Origin of the sequence: Enterococcus sp. NPDC086594 (assembly GCF_044746145.1) — a bacterium.
Taxonomy (GTDB): domain Bacteria; phylum Bacillota; class Bacilli; order Lactobacillales; family Enterococcaceae; genus Enterococcus_D; species Enterococcus_D entomosocium.
Window position 1 is genome coordinate 801,548 of sequence record NZ_JBIVBP010000001.1, and the last position, 20,601, is coordinate 822,148.

21 protein-coding genes and 1 other annotated feature are annotated in these 20,601 nt (G+C 42.3%); of the genes, 9 read left to right on the forward strand and 12 right to left on the reverse strand.

The genetic code is table 11. From position 1 onward, the window contains the following. Positions 1-140 precede the first annotated feature (140 nt). The 3 genes from ACIPK1_RS03635 to ACIPK1_RS03645 are packed head-to-tail and all read right to left on the reverse strand — an operon-like array spanning position 141 to position 3,402. Complete coding sequence (locus ACIPK1_RS03635; RefSeq protein ID WP_016621916.1) at positions 141-1,997, reverse strand: carbohydrate-binding domain-containing protein; 1,857 nt, start codon at positions 1,995-1,997, stop codon at positions 141-143. A gap of 15 nt (positions 1,998-2,012) precedes the next feature. Beyond that, positions 2,013-2,690 carry a DUF4956 domain-containing protein gene (locus ACIPK1_RS03640; RefSeq protein WP_005233649.1) on the reverse strand — a complete coding sequence of 226 codons (678 nt, stop codon included), beginning with the start codon at positions 2,688-2,690 and terminating at the stop codon, positions 2,013-2,015. Then, positions 2,680-3,402: a polyphosphate polymerase domain-containing protein gene (locus ACIPK1_RS03645; protein WP_301387805.1), complete on the reverse strand. Its 723-nt coding sequence runs from the start codon at positions 3,400-3,402 to the stop codon at positions 2,680-2,682. The genes ACIPK1_RS03640 and ACIPK1_RS03645 overlap by 11 nt, the downstream gene beginning before the upstream one ends. Before the next feature lie 131 nt (positions 3,403-3,533). On the opposite strand from ACIPK1_RS03645, the gene ACIPK1_RS03650 reads away from it, so the two are divergent. Genes ACIPK1_RS03650 through ACIPK1_RS03660 form a run of 3 tightly spaced genes read left to right on the forward strand, consistent with a single transcriptional unit; the run spans position 3,534 to position 6,013 of the window. Then, positions 3,534-4,208 carry a response regulator transcription factor gene (locus tag ACIPK1_RS03650; protein WP_005233644.1) on the forward strand — a complete coding sequence of 225 codons (675 nt, stop codon included), beginning with the start codon at positions 3,534-3,536 and terminating at the stop codon, positions 4,206-4,208. Positions 4,209-4,211: 3 nt separating this feature from the next. Further along, positions 4,212-5,528: a cell wall metabolism sensor histidine kinase WalK gene (locus ACIPK1_RS03655; protein ID WP_301387803.1), complete on the forward strand. Its 1,317-nt coding sequence runs from the start codon at positions 4,212-4,214 to the stop codon at positions 5,526-5,528. Positions 5,529-5,539: 11 nt separating this feature from the next. Further along, positions 5,540-6,013, forward strand: coding sequence for a GNAT family N-acetyltransferase (locus tag ACIPK1_RS03660; RefSeq protein WP_196043802.1), 474 nt, complete (start codon positions 5,540-5,542; stop codon positions 6,011-6,013). A gap of 351 nt (positions 6,014-6,364) precedes the next feature. Here ACIPK1_RS03660 and udk read toward each other — a convergent pair whose 3' ends face one another. The 3 genes from udk to ACIPK1_RS03675 all read right to left on the reverse strand — a co-directional run bounded on the left by udk (position 6,365) and on the right by ACIPK1_RS03675 (position 8,486). After that, positions 6,365-6,988 (reverse strand): uridine kinase, encoded by a 624-nt coding sequence (gene udk / locus ACIPK1_RS03665; protein ID WP_005227927.1) that lies wholly within the window; start codon positions 6,986-6,988, stop codon positions 6,365-6,367. A gap of 83 nt (positions 6,989-7,071) precedes the next feature. Next, positions 7,072-7,755 (reverse strand): YjjG family noncanonical pyrimidine nucleotidase, encoded by a 684-nt coding sequence (locus ACIPK1_RS03670; RefSeq protein ID WP_008379392.1) that lies wholly within the window; start codon positions 7,753-7,755, stop codon positions 7,072-7,074. A gap of 14 nt (positions 7,756-7,769) precedes the next feature. Continuing rightward, complete coding sequence (locus ACIPK1_RS03675) at positions 7,770-8,486, reverse strand: 16S rRNA pseudouridine(516) synthase (RefSeq protein ID WP_301387798.1); 717 nt, start codon at positions 8,484-8,486, stop codon at positions 7,770-7,772. A 300-nt stretch (positions 8,487-8,786) separates the two neighbouring features. Here ACIPK1_RS03675 and ACIPK1_RS03680 point away from each other — a divergent pair, with 300 nt between their 5' ends. The 3 genes from ACIPK1_RS03680 to ACIPK1_RS03690 all read left to right on the forward strand — a co-directional run bounded on the left by ACIPK1_RS03680 (position 8,787) and on the right by ACIPK1_RS03690 (position 11,333). Beyond that, a complete protein-coding gene (locus ACIPK1_RS03680; RefSeq protein WP_005227923.1) occupies positions 8,787-9,401 on the forward strand; it encodes a 50S ribosomal protein L25/general stress protein Ctc in 615 nt (204 codons plus the stop codon). 318 nt (positions 9,402-9,719) lie between these two features. Continuing rightward, a complete protein-coding gene (locus ACIPK1_RS03685; RefSeq protein ID WP_301387795.1) occupies positions 9,720-10,037 on the forward strand; it encodes a DUF960 domain-containing protein in 318 nt (105 codons plus the stop codon). 243 nt (positions 10,038-10,280) lie between these two features. Further along, on the forward strand, positions 10,281-11,333 hold the full coding sequence (locus ACIPK1_RS03690; protein ID WP_306425329.1) for a helix-turn-helix domain-containing protein: 1,053 nt from the start codon (positions 10,281-10,283) through the stop codon (positions 11,331-11,333). 38 nt (positions 11,334-11,371) lie between these two features. On the opposite strand, the gene ACIPK1_RS03695 is transcribed toward ACIPK1_RS03690, so the two are convergent. From ACIPK1_RS03695 to ACIPK1_RS03720, 6 genes are all read right to left on the reverse strand, one after another. After that, positions 11,372-12,226 (reverse strand): MetQ/NlpA family ABC transporter substrate-binding protein, encoded by an 855-nt coding sequence (locus ACIPK1_RS03695; RefSeq protein WP_010749087.1) that lies wholly within the window; start codon positions 12,224-12,226, stop codon positions 11,372-11,374. A 44-nt stretch (positions 12,227-12,270) separates the two neighbouring features. Further along, positions 12,271-12,957: a methionine ABC transporter permease gene (locus ACIPK1_RS03700; RefSeq protein ID WP_060791558.1), complete on the reverse strand. Its 687-nt coding sequence runs from the start codon at positions 12,955-12,957 to the stop codon at positions 12,271-12,273. After that, the gene (locus ACIPK1_RS03705; protein ID WP_301387790.1) at positions 12,950-13,984 is read right to left on the reverse strand and encodes a methionine ABC transporter ATP-binding protein; all 1,035 of its coding nucleotides are present in this window, start codon (positions 13,982-13,984) and stop codon (positions 12,950-12,952) included. The genes ACIPK1_RS03700 and ACIPK1_RS03705 overlap by 8 nt, the downstream gene beginning before the upstream one ends. A gap of 71 nt (positions 13,985-14,055) precedes the next feature. Further along, positions 14,056-14,305, reverse strand: a binding site (T-box leader). 77 nt (positions 14,306-14,382) lie between these two features. Beyond that, positions 14,383-14,721 carry a glycine cleavage system protein H gene (locus ACIPK1_RS03710; protein ID WP_010749086.1) on the reverse strand — a complete coding sequence of 113 codons (339 nt, stop codon included), beginning with the start codon at positions 14,719-14,721 and terminating at the stop codon, positions 14,383-14,385. Further along, the gene (locus ACIPK1_RS03715) at positions 14,703-15,080 is read right to left on the reverse strand and encodes an arsenate reductase family protein (protein WP_301387777.1); all 378 of its coding nucleotides are present in this window, start codon (positions 15,078-15,080) and stop codon (positions 14,703-14,705) included. The genes ACIPK1_RS03710 and ACIPK1_RS03715 overlap by 19 nt, the downstream gene beginning before the upstream one ends. A 9-nt stretch (positions 15,081-15,089) precedes the next feature. Beyond that, a complete protein-coding gene (locus tag ACIPK1_RS03720; RefSeq protein WP_301387776.1) occupies positions 15,090-16,274 on the reverse strand; it encodes an FtsW/RodA/SpoVE family cell cycle protein in 1,185 nt (394 codons plus the stop codon). 564 nt (positions 16,275-16,838) lie between these two features. Here ACIPK1_RS03720 and ACIPK1_RS03725 point away from each other — a divergent pair. Genes ACIPK1_RS03725 through ACIPK1_RS03735 form a run of 3 tightly spaced genes read left to right on the forward strand, consistent with a single transcriptional unit; the run spans position 16,839 to position 20,593 of the window. Continuing rightward, positions 16,839-18,782 carry a transcription antiterminator gene (locus ACIPK1_RS03725; protein ID WP_008379374.1) on the forward strand — a complete coding sequence of 648 codons (1,944 nt, stop codon included), beginning with the start codon at positions 16,839-16,841 and terminating at the stop codon, positions 18,780-18,782. A 2-nt stretch (positions 18,783-18,784) separates the two neighbouring features. Then, positions 18,785-19,240, forward strand: coding sequence for a PTS sugar transporter subunit IIA (locus ACIPK1_RS03730; RefSeq protein ID WP_301387773.1), 456 nt, complete (start codon positions 18,785-18,787; stop codon positions 19,238-19,240). Positions 19,241-19,255: 15 nt separating this feature from the next. Continuing rightward, positions 19,256-20,593 carry a PTS galactitol transporter subunit IIC gene (locus ACIPK1_RS03735; RefSeq protein ID WP_005233598.1) on the forward strand — a complete coding sequence of 446 codons (1,338 nt, stop codon included), beginning with the start codon at positions 19,256-19,258 and terminating at the stop codon, positions 20,591-20,593. Positions 20,594-20,601 lie beyond the last annotated feature (8 nt).

Genomic DNA, 20,601 nt, shown 5'->3' on the forward strand with positions numbered 1-20,601 from the left:
CTTTCGACTATAAGGATCCTAGCTTAAATTGACCTTAAACCGTCTCCTGATTTTTTGAATCATAGAAACAGACCGCAACGACTGCCTGCGATCTGTTCGATTTATTGATAACCATTTGGTGATGATCGGTGAAACTTCAACTAACGACCAAAACCACCGCCCATCTGATTGGTTGTCGCTGTTGCACCTGATTGGGTCAAGTTAGCGATAGTATCCGTGACGGACAATGTTCCTAACTCTGTCCCATCACTGAGGGTTCCGCCAGCATAATAACCGGAGACTGCTTGTGCATCATTCGTCCCACCACTGACCAACGTATAGCTGCTATCGGTCAAATCTGGGCTGGAAAGAACCACGTGTTGGTAGCTTTTGCTTGGGGCATAGGACAAGATCGTCTGACCTTGACTGTCCTTTAAGGTCACTAGGGTCTCGGCTGATTGGGTTTGATCGAAACTGATTCCGATCGACTGTTGACTACCACCGCTAACGTTCATGGCCATATCGGTCGTGCCTGCCGCTAACAAGACGCCGCCGGTGAGTTCAAATGTGCCGTTATAGTCCAAAGCACCATTGCCACCGGTCGTTGGACCATTTACGATGACGACGCCATCACTCATGGTGACATTGCCATTACTATCCAGGCCGTCCCCTTCGGCATCAATGACCAACGTTCCACCAGTGATCGTGATCTGTTTACTGTCATCCGCGGTATCGCCGCCGCCAGGGCCGCCGCCAAAACTGTCTTGACCAAATTGTCCCGTTGTTTCATCCGTATCACTGCCACCACCGGCATTGATCCCATCATCGCTAGCCACGACGTGTGTCGTGCCACCTGCAATCGTGATTACACTTGCTTCTAATCCTTCATAGGATTCTTCGATAGAAATCGTTCCGTCGGAGATCGTCAATTCATTGTCGGCGTGGATCCCATCATCGCCACTGCTGGCAGTGATCGTGCCACCTGCAATGTTGATCGTATCATTGGCATGCAAGCTATCATCCGCACTATCGATCGTAAAGGTGCCGCTGCTGATGGTCATCACACCGCCAGCTTTCAATCCTTTGTAACTTTCATCCGTCACTAGCGACTGACTTTGGGCTCCGTCAGCCGTTTTGATCGTGATATCAGCTGATTGGATGCTTAAATTTGTTTCTGCTTGGATCCCGTCACGACCACTTTGGATCGTAAAGGTACCACCATCAATCGCAACGTAGCCTTTTTCCGCATCTTCCGTATTATTCGCTTGGATGCCATCTCCTTCAGTGGTGTTCAGTGTGTAGTTCCCCGCCAAGATCGACACGGAATCTTTTCCTTTGATGGCATTGTTCTTCGCTGTGATTTCAATCGTCCCCCCTGCTAAAACCAAATCATCTTTGCTGCGCAATCCGTTGCTGTAATTTCCTGTGATCACCAACGTCCCATCGCCGTTGATGGACAAATCTTCTTTACTATAAAAGGCAGCATCTGGTTCTGTCTCGCCTTCAGCCAAGGTGTAGCTGCTGCCATCCGTCAGAGTATTCGTCGTATCACTGGCTAAGGTCGTGATGACTTTTTCTGCTTGTTCGATGACGACGGCCGCCCCGTCTTCATTGGTGATCGTGACACCGGCAAAGATCAGATGGACTTTTTCTTCTTTGTTGACGTTGACAACCAGTTGGCCATTACTTAACGACCCGCTGACGACATAGGTGCCGGCTTGGGTGATCGTCACGGTTTGGTCTTCCACTGAAACGCCATCAACAGCCGTCGTGTCGCTGCCATTCAATTCAAGTTGCGTAGCAGTTGCCTCATCGTAGGAAGCATCAACATCTTCTTCTTCGTAACTACCGTAATAGTCCACAGAATCATCAAGGGTCGTTGAAACGTTGGTCACTGCGGCAGAACCGGAAACTGCTGCTGCGGAACTGGAACTGCTGCTCGTGCTAGTACTATCGGTTTGCCCGCAAGCGCCTAAGAGCAGCGATGAGAGCAAGAGTGGATAAATGAGTTTTTTCATAAAAGGTTCCTCCTTCTACAGCTCATCGCGGTTAGCGGTGAGCTTGCCTAAAACAACAGGTAAATTGCCATTACGAACCCGAACTTCATCAATGATTTGCTTTTCTTGCGCTTGGTCTTTTAACAGCAACTGATAGCGCAATTCATACAAGCTTCCCATCGTCGTCGTTCGAACCGATGTCAGTTTGGCAGAATGCGTATATTTTTCAAAGAGATCATCGAATAATTGTGGATAATCCAAATCTTCCGGAATCGTGACCTTCAGTTCCCGTTCACTCGTGGCTTGTCGATCGCCAAAGGGCATCGTATATAAAAGGGTCAAGAAAAGCGCCACGATAATGGAAAAAATGACAACATAGCCGACATACCCCATCCCAGTTGCCAGACCGATCCCCATCGACCAAAAGACGCTGGTAATCTCTCTAGAACCCCCGGGAACCGAGCGGAAACGAATCAAACTGAAGGCACCTAAGATCGCCACCCCTGTGCCAAGATTGCCGTTGACTAGCATGATCACCGATTGAACGAGAATCGGTAAGACTGCCAAGGTAATGACGAAGTTTTTCGTATAGACATTGCGGATCATATGGATCGCTGCCACTAATAATCCTAAAAGCAATGAGGCGGCGATACAGATCAATAAGCTACTCCATTCAAGGGTGCTCGTATCGCCAGAAAATAGACTAGATAACATGTAACCGTTCCTCCTTCTTGAATAAATGCCGTTGATAGGTTTGGGCATATTTTGAAAAGCTGCCTTTGCGCACACTGTATTTGTTCAGCAGTTCCACAAACCATATTGGATAAGAGCCGAGGGCTTTGACTTCCATCAACACTCCGACTTCCGGTGCTACTAGTGCACCGTAACTACCGGAACCTAACATGAGATCGCAGGTGCGAAAGCGAATGTTTTGATCGAACGTCACGCGAAATTCACTATCATCATCAACAAACAGCGACAGGCGATCATAGGCAATCAAGACTTTTGGTAGCAGGTCCGGGTTTTTCTTAAATAACCAGTGGATCTCCGCGGCGATTTGCGGGGCTTCCTCCATTGACGGCAAGACCCCCGTTTGCAACCAGCGGCAATAGTCAGCATAGGGCATCGGAACGCGGCGTTTGTAGACCACGCCACTGACTTTCTTCTTGATCTCTAAAAAAATCAACTGTTGCTCTGTCGGTACCCCATAGCTGCGGACCCGAAATTTTTCTTTGTATTTCGGTTTGTCCATCGAATGACGAATAAAGCGGTAATCCTGGGTATCATAATACAAGGACATAATCGTGTGTTGCCCATATTCATCGATCGCCATTTTTTGCTGCAACTCGCCAAGAAATGCTGGAAATTGCTCCTTAGTCAATAGATATTTCGTCTCTTTTCTTTGAAAGACTTTTTTTAATTTCATAAAATGTTCCTCCCTTGAAATCCATGCACTGAATTTACGGCAGCTATCTTAAATGCAGCTTAAGACAAAACAGTTTTTTTAAGCATTTTTTATGCTATTCGTGCTATTCTTATCCTTAAAGAGGTGGGAACATGATTAAATTATTAGTAATCGAAGATGACAAAACATTATCTGAAAATATGAAAGAGATCGTCAGCGAAATCGGTGAAGTCACGCAAGCATATGATGGCAGTGAAGGCTTGTACGAGGCGGAAACGGGGATCTATGACTTGATTATTCTTGACTTGATGATGCCTGAGATGAACGGCTATGAGGTGCTTTCAGCATTACGAAAAAAAGGACTCCAAACACCCGTCCTGATTTTAACAGCCAAAGACGGCTTAGAAGACAAAGTAACCGGCTTTCAAAAAGGGGCTGATGATTATTTGACCAAGCCTTTTTATCGGGAAGAATTATTGATGCGGATCAAAGCGTTGCTAAAACGCTCCTTAGGTTTGTTCAATGAAAATACACTGGAATATAACGGGTTGCTCTGTAACCTTGGCACCAACGAGGTCAGCTATCAAGGGGAGCTTTTACCGATTCAAGGGAAAGAATTTGAGCTACTGCTCTATTTTCTACAAAATAGAAACATTATTTTGACCAAGGAACAGATTTTTGATCGCATCTGGGGGTTCGATTCAGAAACGACCCTGACTGTCGTAGAAGTCTACATGAGCAATCTGCGAAAACACTTGCGCCAGACAGGAATCGACAAAGAGATCCGTACGTTGCGAAATGTCGGCTATATTATGCAAGGAGCCTAGTCTATGAATAAAGAACGCTCTAAGAGACAACGGCTGCACTCCTTTCTCCTAAATGTCAGTGCCTTTGCTTTGGTCTTCTTACTTTTAGGAACGATCGTGCTCCAATTATTCAACCAATCGGCTTATCGTCAAACCGATATTTCTTTGGAACAAGCAGTCAAAGATACCCGCTTGATCCAAGCTGAGATCAGCGCTTCACAATCCAATCTAGAGGTATTGCCACCAGATAGTGCAATGCCGAAGATCCCTGGTACCAATCGCTTCAACACCCAGTTGATCCTCTGGTCTGAGGACGGCGAGATTTTAAACAAACAGACTTTAGGCGGCCGTTTTTCACAATTGGCAAGTCTATCTTTAGATACGAGCCATTTAGACAGTATCACGTCTTTTTCAGTGGTGGATCAGTCCTTGTCAGAGGAAGAAGAGACACTTTTGTTTCGCTCAATCACCACCAAAGCCCCAACCAATGACGCCGGGGTCGGCTATATCCAAGTCTTAGCGAACACCAATCAAATCAAAAATGCCATGAACAATTTCCAAACCATCTTGATTTTATCGATGATTTTTTTCTGGATTCTCTCGATCGGGATCAGCTACTTGCTTTCCAGCTTGAACATGCGCCCAATTTTAGCCTCGTGGAAGAAACAACAAGAATTTGTCGAAAATGCTTCTCACGAGCTGCGCACACCATTGACGATCATTCAAAATAGTCTGGAGCGCCTGTTTACCAAGCCCAATCATACGATCATTGAAGAATCTGAAAGCATTGCACAAGCGTTAGCGGAAACCCGACGGCTAACTGGATTAACGGCTGATCTACTAACGATTGCCCGCAGTGATTCCAATCAACTGCAGTTAACGAAAGAAACCGTCGAATTAGTTCCGTTTATCGATGACTTAGTCAAACCTTTCAAAGAAATTGCCGAACTGGATCAAAAACATTTTATTGTCGAAAATTTTGCCAAAACGACCGCTTGCTTTGATCAAAAGAAAATTCATCAAGTCCTCGTGATTCTCCTAGATAATGCCTTAAAATATACCAGCAGTGGTGATAAAATTACGCTCTTATCGGAGATTTCTAACAAGCAATGGCTGATCGAGGTCAAAAACACGGGACCAACTATTTCCGATGAAGAGAAAGCTCGCATCTTTGACCGCTTCTACCGCGAGGATCGTTCTCGCTCCAAGGAGACCGGCGGCTATGGTTTAGGCTTAGCGATCGCCAAGCAAATCGTCGAAGAGCACAAAGGACAAATTCTGGTCAAAGATCTGCAGCCACGAGGGGTTATTTTTCAGATTCGCTTACCTAAAGAAGGATAAAGGAGAAAAAAATGCAGGTCATCACCCTTAAAGAACACCCTGAATACTTAGCAGAAGCGATCCGTTACTTCCAAAAACAGTGGGCTGGCCCCGATTCCCTCATGGTTTATGAAGACAGCCTGACCCATAGTTTTTCAACAAGCATTTTGCCGCAATGGCTACTGCTGGTCAACGATGAGATGGCATCCGACGGACCTTATCAAATCATCGGCTGCGGCGGCTTGATCCCCAACGACTTCATCAGTCGGATGGATTTGACGCCTTGGCTTTGCGCCTTGTATGTGGACCCTTTGTGGCGTGGCCAAGGCGGTGCCCGCCTTTTGATCGAAACAGCTAAACAGCGCGCTGCTGGAGCTGGTTTTGATTCTCTGTATCTATGTACGGATCTTTCTACTTTTTATGAGCAGTTTGCTTTCGAACCGATCGGCACTGGCTACCACCCTTGGGGAGAGTCTTCCACCATCTATCGCTGTTCTCTCACGTAAATAAACAAAAAAAAGCTGTGAACAAAATTGTTCACAGCTTTTTTCACTCACAGTACTATTGCTAGTAGAATACCCTATCTCCACAAAAGGAATATTCCGACACCCTACAAATCCGGTAGGTTGCTTACGCGGTGTGCCTCTGCTATCAATCTGGTCAGCTAATGCTAGACCTTCTCGACTCGTCGCATGAGGATTACTTTACCATAAAATTAGTCGGAATACTACTGTTTTTTTTATAAAATCAAAAACTGCGGATAAACATCTTTCAAGAAAGAGCACTTATCAGCAGTTTTACATGAACCAGTTGTTTCTTCTCAAAAGAAACGTTCAAATCGATGGATTCAAGAAACCTTAGGATAAAAAGGTTGCCACTTTGGTCGTAATCAAATCAATGGCTACGTGGTTTTCGCCGCCTTCTGGTACGATGACATCAGCATACCGTTTTGTCGGTTCGATAAATTGATGATACATCGGTTTTACGACCGTCAAGTATTGTTCGATCACAGAATCCAACGTCCGGCCACGTTCTTCCATATCACGTTTGATTCGGCGAATAATCCGAATATCATCGTCTGTATCAACATAAAGTTTAATATCCATTAAATTACGTAATCGCTCATCTTCTAAAATCAAGATCCCTTCCAAGATAATGACTTCTTTGGGTTCTTGAATGATCGTTGCTTCGCTGCGAGTATGAGCGACATAATCATAGACAGGTTTTTCGATCGTTTGATATGCAAGCAGCTGCTGCAAGTGATCGATCAACAAATCAGTATCAAATGCAAAAGGATGGTCATAGTTGGTGTTCAACCGTTCTTCAAAGCTCAGATCACTTTGGTCTTTATAGTAGGAGTCTTGTTCAAGCATCATAATAGAATGGTTGGGGAAATGATTAAAGATCGCCCGACTCACGCTTGTTTTTCCACTACCTGATCCACCTGTCACACCAATAATAATGGGCTTGCCATTCGTCATTCAATTAACCTCTTTCATCTTAAAAAATTCACACTGGTTCTATTATAGCGAAAATTCGGCAAATTACTACTGTTTCTGTAGAATCAGTGCTGCAATAAAGGAAGTAATTGCTGCAAACGTTCGATCTCAACGGTAGGCTGAATCTCACCACTGTTTTTTTTCTTTGGATTAAACCAAATCGTGTCGATCCCTGCCAATTGTCCGCCTAAGATATCTGAAGTCAGTGAATCGCCAATAATGACTGTTTCTTGTTTTTTAACGTTTGGTATGCGGGCAAACACGTAGTCAAAATATTCTTTCATTGGTTTTTGATAACCCGTGTCTTCTGAAACAAAAATATCACGGAAATAGGGCTTCAATTTGGCATCTTCCAAGCGACGGTACTGGGTTTCAGAAACCCCGTTCGTAACCACGTATAGGTCAAAATGCTGCGCCAACTCCGCTAAGATCTCATCACTGTTGTCTAACAGTTTATGTCCTTCATTTAGAAATTCTCGGTACGCCAATTCAACTGCTGGACTATCGACCTGAATGCCTTGCGTTTCAAAAAACAAGCCAAAACGCTCATTGATGACTTGGTCTCTCGTGATTTTCCCTTGCTCAAACTGCTGCCACAAATCATGATTGATCGTTTGATAGCTTTGTTTGCGCTCTGGAGTCATTTCCAAGCCATGAGCTTCAAACAGTGCTTTTAAGGCTTGATCTTCGGTATCTTGAAAGTCGAGGATCGTGTCATCGACATCAAATAATAATGTTTTATACTTCATTTTCTCCCTCTTTCTCAGCGGAAATGCGCCGCCAGTCCTTTTAATTCTTCTTGCGTCAGCGAGCGATAACTGCCCACTGCTAAATCATCTGGTAGAACCAGCGAACCCATCGCTGTTCGTTTCAGCTGAATGACTTTTTTCCCTCGGGCTAAAAACATCTTTTTCACTTGATGGAACTTGCCTTCAGCAATTTCTAACGAAACAAAGGAATGATCCGCTCGGGCATCGATGATCGTTAGGGCAGCTGGTTTGCAAGTGACACCACCATGAAAGGTGATCCCTGCAGCAAATGCCGCCACATCCTCAGGAGTCACCAAGTCATTGACCACCACTTCATATCGCTTGGTCACCTTTTTGGTGGGATGCAGCAAGTCATAGCCTAACTGACCATTCGTCGTAACTAATACCAACCCTTCCGTGTCCCGATCCAATCGACCGACGGCATAAAGTTCAGGATGTTGATCTTCGGGTGCAATCAAAGCGATCACTGTCTGGTGCTGTTGATCCAGATTGGCTGTAACGACACCCTTGGGTTTGTTGACGATATAATAGCGTTCCTGTGTTTCCAACTGCCGCCCCGCAACCATGATTTGATGCAAGCTGCTATCGACGTTGCGCTCGGGCCTTCGCTCAATCCTATGATCCACAAAGACTTTTCCTTGCTGAAACAACCGTTTCATCTCTTTCCGGGATGTATTCAATTGTTGCTCGATCACTTTATCTAAACGCATAAATTTTTCTCCATAGTGGCTATTATAGCTTAGGATCTAGCGAAAGGAAACTGCCAGGATTTCAAATGATTTGACTTTCTTTGTCTTTTTGCGTAAGGTTAAAGAGTAAAGTAAATATAGTTTCTCATACACAGCGTTATGACCTGGTGGAGAAAAGTTGAACCAAAACTTTCTGGGGCAGTTGTGTACACAACTGCCCTTTTGCGTGTTTTCACTCACGTACCACTTAATGTGCAGAGTTAACAAAATTTGCTTAAAAAATCTCGTTACTAACGAGAAAATTTTAGGAGGAATTGAGTTATGTCAGTATCATTAGAAGTTACGAAAAGAGAAGTTCGCCCACGTTCTTTACGGAACAAGTTGCGTCACGAAGGAAAAGTACCTGCAATTGTCAATGGGTACAAAGTAGAAAGCACACCGATTGCTGTCAATGCAGCAGAATTAGAAAAAATCTTGCGTGAAAATGGATTGAATACCGTAATCACGATCAGTTTAGAAGGCAAAAAAGTCAATACACTGATCAAAGAGTATCAATCAGATACCTTCACACGCAATTTAACCCACGTTGAATTCCTATCTGTCGATATGAATGAAGAAACCGAAGTAGAAGCAGAAGTAACCTTAATTGGCGAATCTGCTGGTGTCAAAGCTGGTGGTGTTCTAGCACAAAACTTGTATACAGTCGTTGTATCAGCAACACCAGACAAATTGCCTGAACGTGTTGAGATCGATGTAACGTCATTAGAGATCGGCGATTCATTAACAGTGGCTGATCTGCCTAAGAACGACGAGTACACGATCGTGACCGATCCAGAAGAACAAATCGTTGCGGTTACTGAACCACAAGAAATCTCTGAAGATGAAGAAGCCGGCGAAGCTGCTGAACCAGCAGTTATCGGTGAAGACGAAGAGTAATCATAGAACACCGTTCTTAAGACCACGTCTTCAATCAACAGACACTTCTAAGAAATGTAGGACTCTTGAAGGGATTTCCCTTCAAGAGTCCTTTTCATTCTTACGAAGAGCTGGTATGCTGCAACTGACTATTTCCCATTGAAAGACGTCTTTGGGAAAGCTTGGTCCAGCCAACCCAACAAATTTTTAAAAAAATAGTTAAAATGCGTCGCTGACCAAAAAGAAAAGCAGAAGTAGTTGCATTTTTGACGGTTCTTCATTATGATAAATAGACAAATTTGATGTTAGTGGCAAGCCTACTTGAAGGAGGGGTTTATTATGTTTGAAACATTTGATGATCACCGCAGTCGTTACGCTTCTGGCGGTATTGTTCAAACACTACCTAGCGAATTGATCGATAGTATCTGGTTGATCATCGATCTTGATTTAAGAGGGTTTATTCCGTTGACAAATCTGCTCACCTTTGAAGTCCAAAACAATCATGGTCGTGTCACCCTGCTTTTTTCTCAAGCACAAAGTCAAATCGAACTTGGTGTTGATCTACCTTACCGGTATTCCGACCTGTATCCCCAAAAAGTCTATGTGTATGATGATGGGCAGCGGCAAACGATTTTATTGCCTAGCGAGACTCGTTAACGCCCATTCGCCATTCTCTTTTTATAACGACACCTATATAAAAAACCACCCTTTTTATTTTAGAAGGTGGTTTTTTTTTGCATACCTCCTTTCATTTAATTCTGTCTAGCAGCAATTTCAAATAAATACTCGACAAAAACATCGTTTTTTATTACGTTTTATTGACTATTTTTTGCGAGTGAAAATAACGAATGAAGTTCCCTTATAATAAGGACAGTTGCAAAATTTAGCTGAAAGAGGTGCATGATGTTGAAAAATATCCTTGAAAAAGATATTATGCAAATGCTGCGACTCTCCACAACACTTTTAACCGAAAATCCCCTGCCTTTGAATAAAGCTGCTGCCGCCCAAAAAATCTCTGTCAAAACGATCCGTCGGCTGCTGTCAAGCCATTTAAACGAGGACCCATTCTTCCACTATGATGTACAACAAGGGCACATTCGTGCAGACCGTCATTTGCAGCAATCAGCCAGTTGCTCCCTCCCCCATATGGAAATGATTGCTGCATTATTCACTAAAAGTGTAAATTATCAGCTACTCTTGCTCTTGTTAAAAATGCCGACTATTTCCTTTGCAGACCTCTACAAACGCTATTATCTCAGCCCATCCAGTTTGCATCGGCGCTTTTCATCCTTTTCTAACTTTTTAGCACCTTATCAACTAGCTATCGATCGCCGCAGTTATCCTTTAATCACTGGAAACGAACGACAACTGCGCTATGTGCTTTTTCGCCTTACCCTCTTAGCAAACCCAGCGCTTATCTCCCCCAATCAAGCGTTTCAGGAGCTGACACAAATCCATCAGTTACGGAAAACTGCTTTTTATCCCAACACATCAATCACGTTTACTCAACAAGTTTTTCCCAAACACTTTGTTCCAAGTTTCTACTTAGTCGGTGAACGCAGCTATTTGTTTTTATGGAAACAGCTTCTAACACTGGAGCCTTTCTATGTACCTGCAGAAGAATCTGGCCTCTTATGCCAAATCATCACCCCAGTTTTGAGGCAGTATCCAATCGAGCAGCCGTTAGAGGTTCTTTTGCCGAAAATTTTCCAAGCCCATATGCTGGGGGCATTATTGGAGGGCAATTTATTTGTCTACCCGCCATTAAATCCTCGCTTATCTGAACGTTCACAACGCTTGGTCCGTGCTTTCTTGACACAGCTTCCCCACTACGAAAAACTTTTAAAGAAGCATCCCGAGTTGCCCTTACTCTATGAATGCATTTGGCAAGACGTCTCTTTCTTCCAACCCATCATTGCCTTTCCGCAACAAAAAGAGCGCCCACTTGAATAGCGGTACGCTCTTTTTAAAATCATTTTACTATCAGTGAATTATTTTGCGTCAGCATCAACGATTTTCACTGAACCTTGCCATTGTTCTTCAACAAAGTCTTTGATTTCGTCTGAATGAAGCACTTCAATCAATTTCTTGATTTTGTCGCTATCTTCGTCACCACTGCGGACAGCGATCACGTTGACATAAGGAGAATTATCCGCTTCTAATAAAACAGAATCATCCGCTGGGTTCAAATCGATCCCGAATGCGAAGTTCGCATTGATGGCAATTAGGTCTGCTTCGTCGTTTTGATAAGCAGTCGCCAAAAGAGATGGATCGACGTCATGTTTAAATTCTAAGTTTTTCGGATTTTCAGCAATATCATCAAAGGTTGCCGTTTCTGTATCAACGCCGTCTTTTAAGGTAATCAAGTCAGCATCTTGTAAAATCGTTAGGATACGACCCCAGTCAGATTCAGAAGTGGAAGTAAGAACCGTTGCACCATCTTCTAGTTCTGAAATATCAGAGATTCGTTTTGAGTAAAGACCCATTGGCTCGATATGGATCGCACCGGCATTAACAAAGTCATAGCCATTGTCTGCGATTTGTTTGTTCAAGTAAGGAATGTGTTGGAAGTAATTGGCATCGATATCGCCATTTTCCAATGCTTTGTTTGGCAACACATAATCATCGAAGGTCTTGATTTCAAGATCAATGCCTTCTTCTGCTAGTAAAGGTTTGGCTTGTTCTAAAATTTCCGCATGAGGCGTAACCGATGCACCGATCACTAATTTTGTTGATTCTCCCTCAGCCGCAGATGAATCAGAGCTTCCTGAATTTGAGCCCGTTCCACAAGCAGCTAAAGCGGCAGTTAACAATAAGGTTGTTGCAATACCAAAAATCTTTTTCATATCCATTTCCTCCCATATTTTCCACTTTTTGTTCTTCGTTTCATTTACCGTTTATCGGTGGCCTTCGCAAGGAAATCGCCGACCCCTTGGATAATGAAAACGATAATTAAAATAATCACTGTTGCAACAAGCGTAACAGTGTAATTTCCACGTTGAAATCCTTCTTGCCAAGCCAAAGCGCCTAGCCCACCGGCACCGATCGCGCCTGCCATGGCGGTATAACCAATCATTGAGATCGTTGTGACTGTCAGTCCTGAAATCAATGCCGGAACACTTTCTGGGATCACGATCTTATAAATGATCTCCCAGTAACTAGCGCCCATCGCTTCTGCTGCTTCAATCACACCAGGATTGACTTCACGAAAAGCAATTTCCACCATCCGAGCATAAAACGGTGCTGCCGATAATACTAATGCTGGGATCGCTGCTTTTGCCCCTAGGAACGAACCGACTAATAACGTTGTAAAGGGAATGATCAAAACCATCAAAATCATGAATGGCGTTGAGCGAAAGGCGTTACTGATGATGGAAACCACATTATAGAAAATGTTGGCTCCCGCCGTTTGTTTACGCCCTAGTGAATAAAGCGCCAATCCTAGAAGCAAACCGATCACAACCACTAAAACCATGGAGAAGAAAGTCATAAACAAGGTGTCTAGGGTTGCTTGCTGCATATTGGCCCAGTCGACCTTTTCAAAATTAAAATAGGTTTCTACAAATGACTTATCCACGTTCAATCACCTCCACGCCTACTTGCTGCTCTTTGAAAAAGGTGATCGCTTTTTCGATCTCATTTGCTTCACCTGTCAATAAGACCGTCAAGCCGCCAAAGGAGCCTTCATTGGTTTGTTGGATCTTTCCATAAACGACATTGACATCGATCTGGAAGCGGCGAATTGCTTGTGAAATGACTGGTTCATTGGCGTTGTCTTGCGTGAATGTCAAGGTCACTAAATGTCCTTGCGGATTTTCTCGTAAGAAGGCTTGCCGTAGTTCTTCGACATCTTCTTCTGGTTCCAAATCTTGCTGAACAAAACGTTTGGTCACTTCTTGCTGTGGGTTACGGAAAACCGATTGTACTGATCCTTCTTCCACGATCTGCCCATGCTCCATCACCGCGACCTTGTTGCAGATTTTGCGAATGACGTTCATTTCATGGGTAATCAGCACGATCGTCAAATGCAATTTTTTATTGATGGAAAGCAAGAGATCCAACACTTCTTCTGTTGTTTGTGGATCTAACGCACTCGTTGCTTCATCACACAGCAAAATTTCTGGTTCATTCGCTAATGCACGAGCAATCCCGACTCTTTGCTTTTGTCCGCCAGACAATTGTGCCGGATAGGCAGTTTCCCGTCCTTCCAACCCAACTAACTTGATCAGCTCTTGCGCCCGTTGCCGTCGTTTTGCTTTTTCAACGCCTGCCAACTCCAATGGCAATTCGATGTTCTCCGCCACCGTTCGAGACCATAATAGATTAAAGTGCTGAAAAATCATGCCGATTTTTTTACGGAAGTTTCTCAATTCTTTGTTTTTCAATGCCAAAATATTTTGACCGTTAATGACTACATCTCCTGCTGTCGGCAATTCTAAGCCGTTCAACAAACGAACTAATGTACTTTTCCCAGCACCAGAGTAGCCGACGATTCCATAGATATCGCCTTTTTCCACTTGCAGTGAAACATCATTGACGGCGTCGACAGCCGTTTGCTTTTTGCCGAATGACTTTTTTACATGCGACAATTCGATTAATGCCATGTTATTCCCATCTTTCCTCTTTGGTTGGTTAAACACAAAAAAAGCTCTCATCCTCTGTACATTATACTGTTACAAAGGACGAAAGCACAACTTCCGCGTTACCACCTTGATTTACTGTCGATTCGCATCAACAGCCTCGCTCAGTACTTGAATTGCTTCGCATACTGCTGCACTGTAACGGGTGCCTCCCGTGATAGGCTTGTTTCCACTCACCTATCATGCTCAAAGACCATCTTCCATCCTCTCTCCGTTGCCCATTTGCACCAAACAGGGCTCTCTGTGTACGTTAAGAACATGTACTCTTCTTTTCAAAGCATTCATTTATTGAGCAAATTATAGCAACGTCTTATCCGACTGTCAATTCTTTTTGAAAAAATAGTCGTTTTTACAGATTTGACTTACAAGGCTTCAAATTGACTTGGGTCAACCTCTTTGAAGCTGACAAGCCAAGCGTTCATTTCGTCTTCATCATTTAAGGTATCAATGGATTGATCGATTTTTTCATTTACGGAAGAAATCACGCCCGTCAATGGACTTGGAAATTCACTGACTGCTTTTTCCGCTTCCAGCTCAACAAGGGTCTCTCCTTGTTTTAAAGCAGTTCCTGCTTTTTGAATCGAAGCAAACGTGACCGCACCAAGTTCTTCTTGCGCTTCTTTTGTTAAACCGACACAATATTCTTTCCCGTTAAACAAAACCCACAAATTATCTTTTTTTCTTAAGCATTTCTTTTCCATGATTCTTGTAAGACTCCTTCATATTCATTTTCTTTAAATCCATTAATCAAAAAGCGGTCGCCGCTAACCAGCAGTGGGCGCTTGATCAACATACCATCGGTTGCCAGCACATCGGCTGCGTCTTGGGCAGTCATGGTCGGCACTTTTTCTTTTAATTGCAATTCACGGTATTTCATGCCGCTTGTGTTAAAGAAACGGGTTAACGGTGCTTCGCTTGATTGGATCCAAGCCAGCAATTGTTCCGGTTGAGGCGGTGTGGTCACCATATCGATCGCTTCAAAGGGAATCTCGTGCTCTTCTAACCAACGCTTCGCATTTCGGCATGTACTGCATTTTGGGTACCAATAAAATGTAATCATGTGAACTCCTTAAAGTGTTTTTGGTGCGGTCTCAGCTTGATAGCGCATCGATAAAATCAAACCGATCCCAATCATATTGCTTAATAGGGCAGATCCTCCTTGGCTAATAAACGGCAGTGGAATCCCCGTCAACGGTAAGAGACCGATGTTTGCGCCAATGTTTTCAAACACATGGAAGAGAATCATCATAATGATCCCAGTTGCCAAGTAAGCATAAAATTCATTGTTGGTATCGAAACATACGCGGATCATCCGGTAGATCAAAATAAAATACAATAAAATGACAAACGCGCTGCCAATAAACCCAAAATTCTCACCGATCACTGAAAAAATCATATCGGATTCTCGGACTGGTACATACACATCGCTGACATTAAATCCTTTCCCGAACATCCCGCCAGATGCGATCGCCATCAGAGCGTACGCCAATTGGAAGGATTGCCCTTGGGTATCATGAAAAGGATCTAGCCACGAATCGATACGGGCGAACTGATACTCTTTAAAGATCCCTGTATTGTACAGCAACTCACGACCAACATCGGTGGTCACTAAGAAAATCGTTCCGCCACCGAGAATCACGAATGCCGCAATCACTGGCACAACGATTCGCCAAGAGATCCCCGACATCAAGAAGACCCCACCGAAAATCGCCAGAAAGACCAGCATCGTACCAAAGTCGTTTTGCAAGGTAATCAGGATCAGTACTGGAATCGTGACGGCCAACATTTTCGCAATCAGCACCCCATCTGTTTTCAAATCCCGTTCCCGATGCTTGACATTGTGCTGCGTGACGACTAACGCCAACATCATAATATAGGCAATCTTCATCAACTCTGAAGGCTGGAGGGTAAAGGGACCAAAACGGAACCAGTTTTTTGACCCTGTCGAGGTAGCCATTGTCCGGTCATAAAATTTCAACAGCGCCAACATGACGGCTAATCCAGCTCCATAAATATAGGGAGTCAATTTCCAGAGCCATTTTGATTTGATCTGCATGATAATAATCACCGCAATAATACCTAACACATACCATAAAGCTTGAAACCCTAAGGTTCGCCACATATTCGGGTTATTTGGATCATGCGTCAACGCCACATACAAGGACGCCACTCCAATCAGACATAATAAAAATACGGGTAGAATCACACCGTAGTCAATTCGATTATCGTTCGTTTTTATTCGTGAATTTTCCATGTCCACACTCTCTTCTGTAGAATCTTTATCCATTATAGTGATATTTGAGGAGAAAAGAAAGGATTGTCCATGAGCATTCACAAAAAATTTAGAAACTTTAATGATTTTCGGGAAAAGAGGGTTAAAAATAATTCAAATTGATAAGAATTACAACGAGAGCGGACCTAACTTCTGATTCATATCTGATCAATCAGAGTATAATTACAGTATATCTATTAGACAGGAAGTTCAGAAGCATATTTTTCTATTAAAACTCGCTGAATACGTCTATATCTTATTAGTAATAAATCACTTCATTTCAACTATTCTTCTTTATTTTGATTATTCTTTGCTCAATGTAACCGAAGTAACCGAACAAAGCAACTTTAACTCAGTCAAAAATTGCCACCCTATTTTCATTTCAAAGAAATAGCAACCCGTGACTACTTCTCTTAAGCTGCTCAAAATATAAATTGATGCACGACGAGCCTAATTTACCACATTAATGTGGTAATGAAATGTTATTTACGCCACCACATAATTTCACTAGAATACAATTAAGGAAGCGCTTCCGGAGGTGAACCAATGATTTTAAATGATCGAGAACAACTACTGTTGCAACTACTATTAGAACAAACGGAGTTTCGCCCTGCCTCTTTTTTTCAAAAGCAGTTAAATGTATCCCAGAAAACGGTTTATAACAATTTAACGACTTTAGAAAAGAAACTAAAAGATTCGGGACTAGCTATCAAAAAAGTACCAAGAAAAGGAATCTTTTTATCTGGTTCTGAATCAGCAAAACAGAATGGTTATCGATTGTTAGCAAAAAAAGAGACTAAACTCGAACTATTTTCACCTAATTATCGTAAAATCTTTATTTTCGCTAACTATCTGTTTTCAGTAAAGCCAATGCACTATCAGGAATTCTCTGAATATTTTTATATTAGTAACCAGTCAATAAAGAAAGATGTTGATGAAATCGTTGCTTTCTGTCGATTCCATCAAGTATCTACAAAAATGACTACTAGCGGACTCAAGCTAACCTCAGTTGAATCTGCTGCTCAAAACGTATTCAAATCTTTTTTAGAGAAGTATACCGACGCCAAAGCCAGTGAAAATCTTTTGGTCAACAATCTCTTTGACTCTAAGGTACTCGATTTGACGAAGAGATTTGTCTCAGATATGACCCAGACAATCGGCCACCCCGTCAACAATTATTCTATCGACTCCTTGAAGCTTTCATTGCGTATTTTTCTTTCAAGACTCCTCATAGATAAACACATTGAAAAACAAGAGCATCTAGTATTTGACGAACTGAGACGAATGAAATTCTATATGATCGCGGTTGATTTTGCTGAAATGATCCAACAGCAACTACCTGTTCAATTTAGTGATACAGATATTCAATATGTATGTTCCTTGTTATTAGCACACGGCATCGAGCCTTTTGGTCAAATGGATGAGCCTCACGAATCTACTATCACAAATTGTACGAAACAAATCATTCAAAAAATGTCACATATGTTAAACGCAGATCTGACACAAGATAAATTATTGCTGCAAACATTGTTGGCTCATATCGTTCCCATGATCCATCGATCAAAGACAGGGATTTTATTGAAAAACCCACTGATAAAAAGTATCAAAAAACAATACTCAACAATGTATACATTGACCAAATATGCAATTGGAGATTTAGAGGAGCGATTTCAAATCTTATTAACAGAAGACGAAGTTTCTTTTCTGACGATCCATTTTCAGTTAGCCTTTGAAAAGATAAAAATTACTAACCATATACTAATTGTTTGCCAATCAGGTTTTGCTACATCGGAGTTGATTTTTAACCGTATCAAACAGACGATCGCTGCTGATACCGTATTGGAGATCATTCCTTTGAGTAAACTGGCCAGTACATCTCTTGAAGCTGTTGATCTGATCATATCAACTATTCCATTGGACATTACAGCACCGCCAGTTATTTATATTTCGCCGCTTCCTACTACCGAAGAAATAGGAAGAATCTCAGCAAAGATATCTAATCTTAATGAGAATGAGAAAAATTTTTACTCAAAAAAATACCAGAAAACGACTTTATTACAAAAATATTTAGATCCTACTTTCCTTTTTGTCAAAAAAAAGTTTCGAACAAAAAAAGATGTACTGGATTTTTTAGCAGATGATTATCTGAAAAAAAAGCTTGTTACAACAAAATTTAAGCATTCTCTATTTGAACGAGAGGAACTAGGAAGCACTGGCTTAAAGACGGGAGTAGCCATTCCACATGCTGATCCACATACAGTGAAAGAAACAAAACTTGCTTTTCTCACCCTCGATGCGCCAATTACTTGGGGAGACACAAAAATCCAACTAATTGTTTTGCTTGCGATTGCTGAAGAAAACATGATCGAGGCAAAAGAGTTGATCGCTTCGATTTACGGATTGTTTAACTCAGCCGAAGAAATTCAATGGATCGTTAATAGTCAAACGCAAGAAGAACTGTATCAAAGATTGTTAAGAGGAGGAAATTGATCATGTTTTTTTATCACCAAATCGTGTTACTTGAAAAAGATTCTAAAACAAAAGAGGAAGCTTTTCGACTATTAGCAGACGAACTCATCAAAACTCATTGTGTAAATGATCAGTTCTATCAAAATATCGTACAGCGAGAAGAAACCTTTCCTACAGGTTTAAAAATTAACGGCATTGGGGTAGCGATCCCACATACGGACAGCAAATTTGTTTTACGATCCCAAGTCGCTTTTATGTCACTTGCCTCTCCCCTTTCATTTATTGAAATGGGTTCGCAAGAAAAGAAAATCGATGTATCTCTGTTGTTCATGCTTGCATTGAAGGAACCACATGAGCAATTGGGTATGCTACAAAATCTTATCTCTATGTTTCAAACACCAGGGGTTTTGGAAGCCCTATCCTCAGTAACGACTAAAGAAGCGTATCTTTCGATTATTGAAAAAAATGGACTGCAATAAAAAGGAGGAACAATTATGTTAAATGCATTACAGTGGTTCGTTGATCTAGGTTCAATCGTTGTTTTGCCTATTTTAATTTTTATTTTTGGAATAATTTTGGGAACCAAGCCTGGCAAAGCCTTTACTTCAGCCTTAACTGTTGGTGTCGGGTTTGTTGGATTGAATTTGGTGATTGACCTTCTAAGCAGCAGCTTGGGTCCTGCCGCCCAGCATATGGTTGAACGTCTAGGATTAAATTTGACAACGATTGATGTCGGATGGCCTGCCGCAGCAGCAATTTCTTACGGGACGATTTTAGGAAGTCTTGCGATTCCGATTGGTGTGGTCCTAAATGTTCTACTCATCATTTTAGGGCTGACTAAAGTATTGAATGTAGATATTTGGAATATTTGGCACGCAGCCTTCATCTCTTCTCTGATTTATGCCCTCACTGGAGACTTTGCAATGGGGATCGCGGCCACCGTCATCTATTTGATGATGATTCTTTTAATGGGAGATATTTTAGGTCCGATCATTAATAAGTTCTACGGATTTCCTAATATCACTTTTCCTCATGGTACCGCCGCACCCGGATTCATCTTTGCACTACCGATGAATTGGCTCTTTGATCGTATTCCGGGACTAAAAGATTGGAAAGCAGATCCAGAAACCATTCAGAAAAAATTTGGTGTCTTTGGTGACTCTACTGTTATGGGCTTTTTGATTGGTCTCATCATGGGAATACTTGCCGGATATGACACAGCAGGTGTCGGCCAATTAGCCGTCCAAACAGGCGCTGTGATGGTTTTGATGCCTAAAATGGTTGCTTTACTGATGGAAGGTCTAACGCCTATTTCTGAATCTGCAAATGAATTCGTCAAAAAACGGTTTCCTGGAAGAGAGCTTTACATCGGTATGGATGCAGCATTATCGGTTGGTCATCCAGCTGTCCTTTCTTCCTCATTGCTTTTAGTTCCGATCACTATTTTGTTAGCCGTAGTTCTACCTGGCAATACGACCTTGCCTTTTGGGGATTTAGCAACCATTCCCTTTCTGATTTGCTTGATGGCTGCTGTTTTTGGAGGAAACATCATTCGAACGGTAATTGCTGGAACGATTTATATGGTAAGCATTCTCTATATTACTTCGTGGGCAGCACCGCTTGTCACTACTGCTGCTCGATCCGCAAACTTTGATCTACAAGGAAACTCTATGATCACTGCTATGGCTGAAGGAGGTTTATGGACCACATTCCTTTATGTCGGCTTAACCAAAATATTAAGCTGGGGCGGTTTAGCCATAATTGGTGTCTCTGTTTTGTTTGGATTGATTTATGTAAATAAAATTCGTCCCAAGAAACAACTATCAAAATAATAGGAGGA

Coding starts and splice junctions, on each gene's coding strand:
- ACIPK1_RS03635 (WP_016621916.1), bottom strand. CDS start 1,997: ATGAAAAAACTCATTTATCCACTCTTGCTCTCATCGCTGCTCTTAGGC.
- ACIPK1_RS03640 (WP_005233649.1), bottom strand. CDS start 2,690: ATGTTATCTAGTCTATTTTCTGGCGATACGAGCACCCTTGAATGGAGT.
- ACIPK1_RS03645 (WP_301387805.1), bottom strand. CDS start 3,402: ATGAAATTAAAAAAAGTCTTTCAAAGAAAAGAGACGAAATATCTATTG.
- ACIPK1_RS03650 (WP_005233644.1), top strand. CDS start 3,534: ATGATTAAATTATTAGTAATCGAAGATGACAAAACATTATCTGAAAAT.
- ACIPK1_RS03655 (WP_301387803.1), top strand. CDS start 4,212: ATGAATAAAGAACGCTCTAAGAGACAACGGCTGCACTCCTTTCTCCTA.
- ACIPK1_RS03660 (WP_196043802.1), top strand. CDS start 5,540: ATGCAGGTCATCACCCTTAAAGAACACCCTGAATACTTAGCAGAAGCG.
- udk (WP_005227927.1), bottom strand. CDS start 6,988: ATGACGAATGGCAAGCCCATTATTATTGGTGTGACAGGTGGATCAGGT.
- ACIPK1_RS03670 (WP_008379392.1), bottom strand. CDS start 7,755: ATGAAGTATAAAACATTATTATTTGATGTCGATGACACGATCCTCGAC.
- ACIPK1_RS03675 (WP_301387798.1), bottom strand. CDS start 8,486: ATGCGTTTAGATAAAGTGATCGAGCAACAATTGAATACATCCCGGAAA.
- ACIPK1_RS03680 (WP_005227923.1), top strand. CDS start 8,787: ATGTCAGTATCATTAGAAGTTACGAAAAGAGAAGTTCGCCCACGTTCT.
- ACIPK1_RS03685 (WP_301387795.1), top strand. CDS start 9,720: ATGTTTGAAACATTTGATGATCACCGCAGTCGTTACGCTTCTGGCGGT.
- ACIPK1_RS03690 (WP_306425329.1), top strand. CDS start 10,281: ATGATGTTGAAAAATATCCTTGAAAAAGATATTATGCAAATGCTGCGA.
- ACIPK1_RS03695 (WP_010749087.1), bottom strand. CDS start 12,226: ATGAAAAAGATTTTTGGTATTGCAACAACCTTATTGTTAACTGCCGCT.
- ACIPK1_RS03705 (WP_301387790.1), bottom strand. CDS start 13,984: ATGGCATTAATCGAATTGTCGCATGTAAAAAAGTCATTCGGCAAAAAG.
- ACIPK1_RS03710 (WP_010749086.1), bottom strand. CDS start 14,721: ATGGAAAAGAAATGCTTAAGAAAAAAAGATAATTTGTGGGTTTTGTTT.
- ACIPK1_RS03715 (WP_301387777.1), bottom strand. CDS start 15,080: ATGATTACATTTTATTGGTACCCAAAATGCAGTACATGCCGAAATGCG.
- ACIPK1_RS03720 (WP_301387776.1), bottom strand. CDS start 16,274: ATGGAAAATTCACGAATAAAAACGAACGATAATCGAATTGACTACGGT.
- ACIPK1_RS03725 (WP_008379374.1), top strand. CDS start 16,839: ATGATTTTAAATGATCGAGAACAACTACTGTTGCAACTACTATTAGAA.
- ACIPK1_RS03730 (WP_301387773.1), top strand. CDS start 18,785: ATGTTTTTTTATCACCAAATCGTGTTACTTGAAAAAGATTCTAAAACA.
- ACIPK1_RS03735 (WP_005233598.1), top strand. CDS start 19,256: ATGTTAAATGCATTACAGTGGTTCGTTGATCTAGGTTCAATCGTTGTT.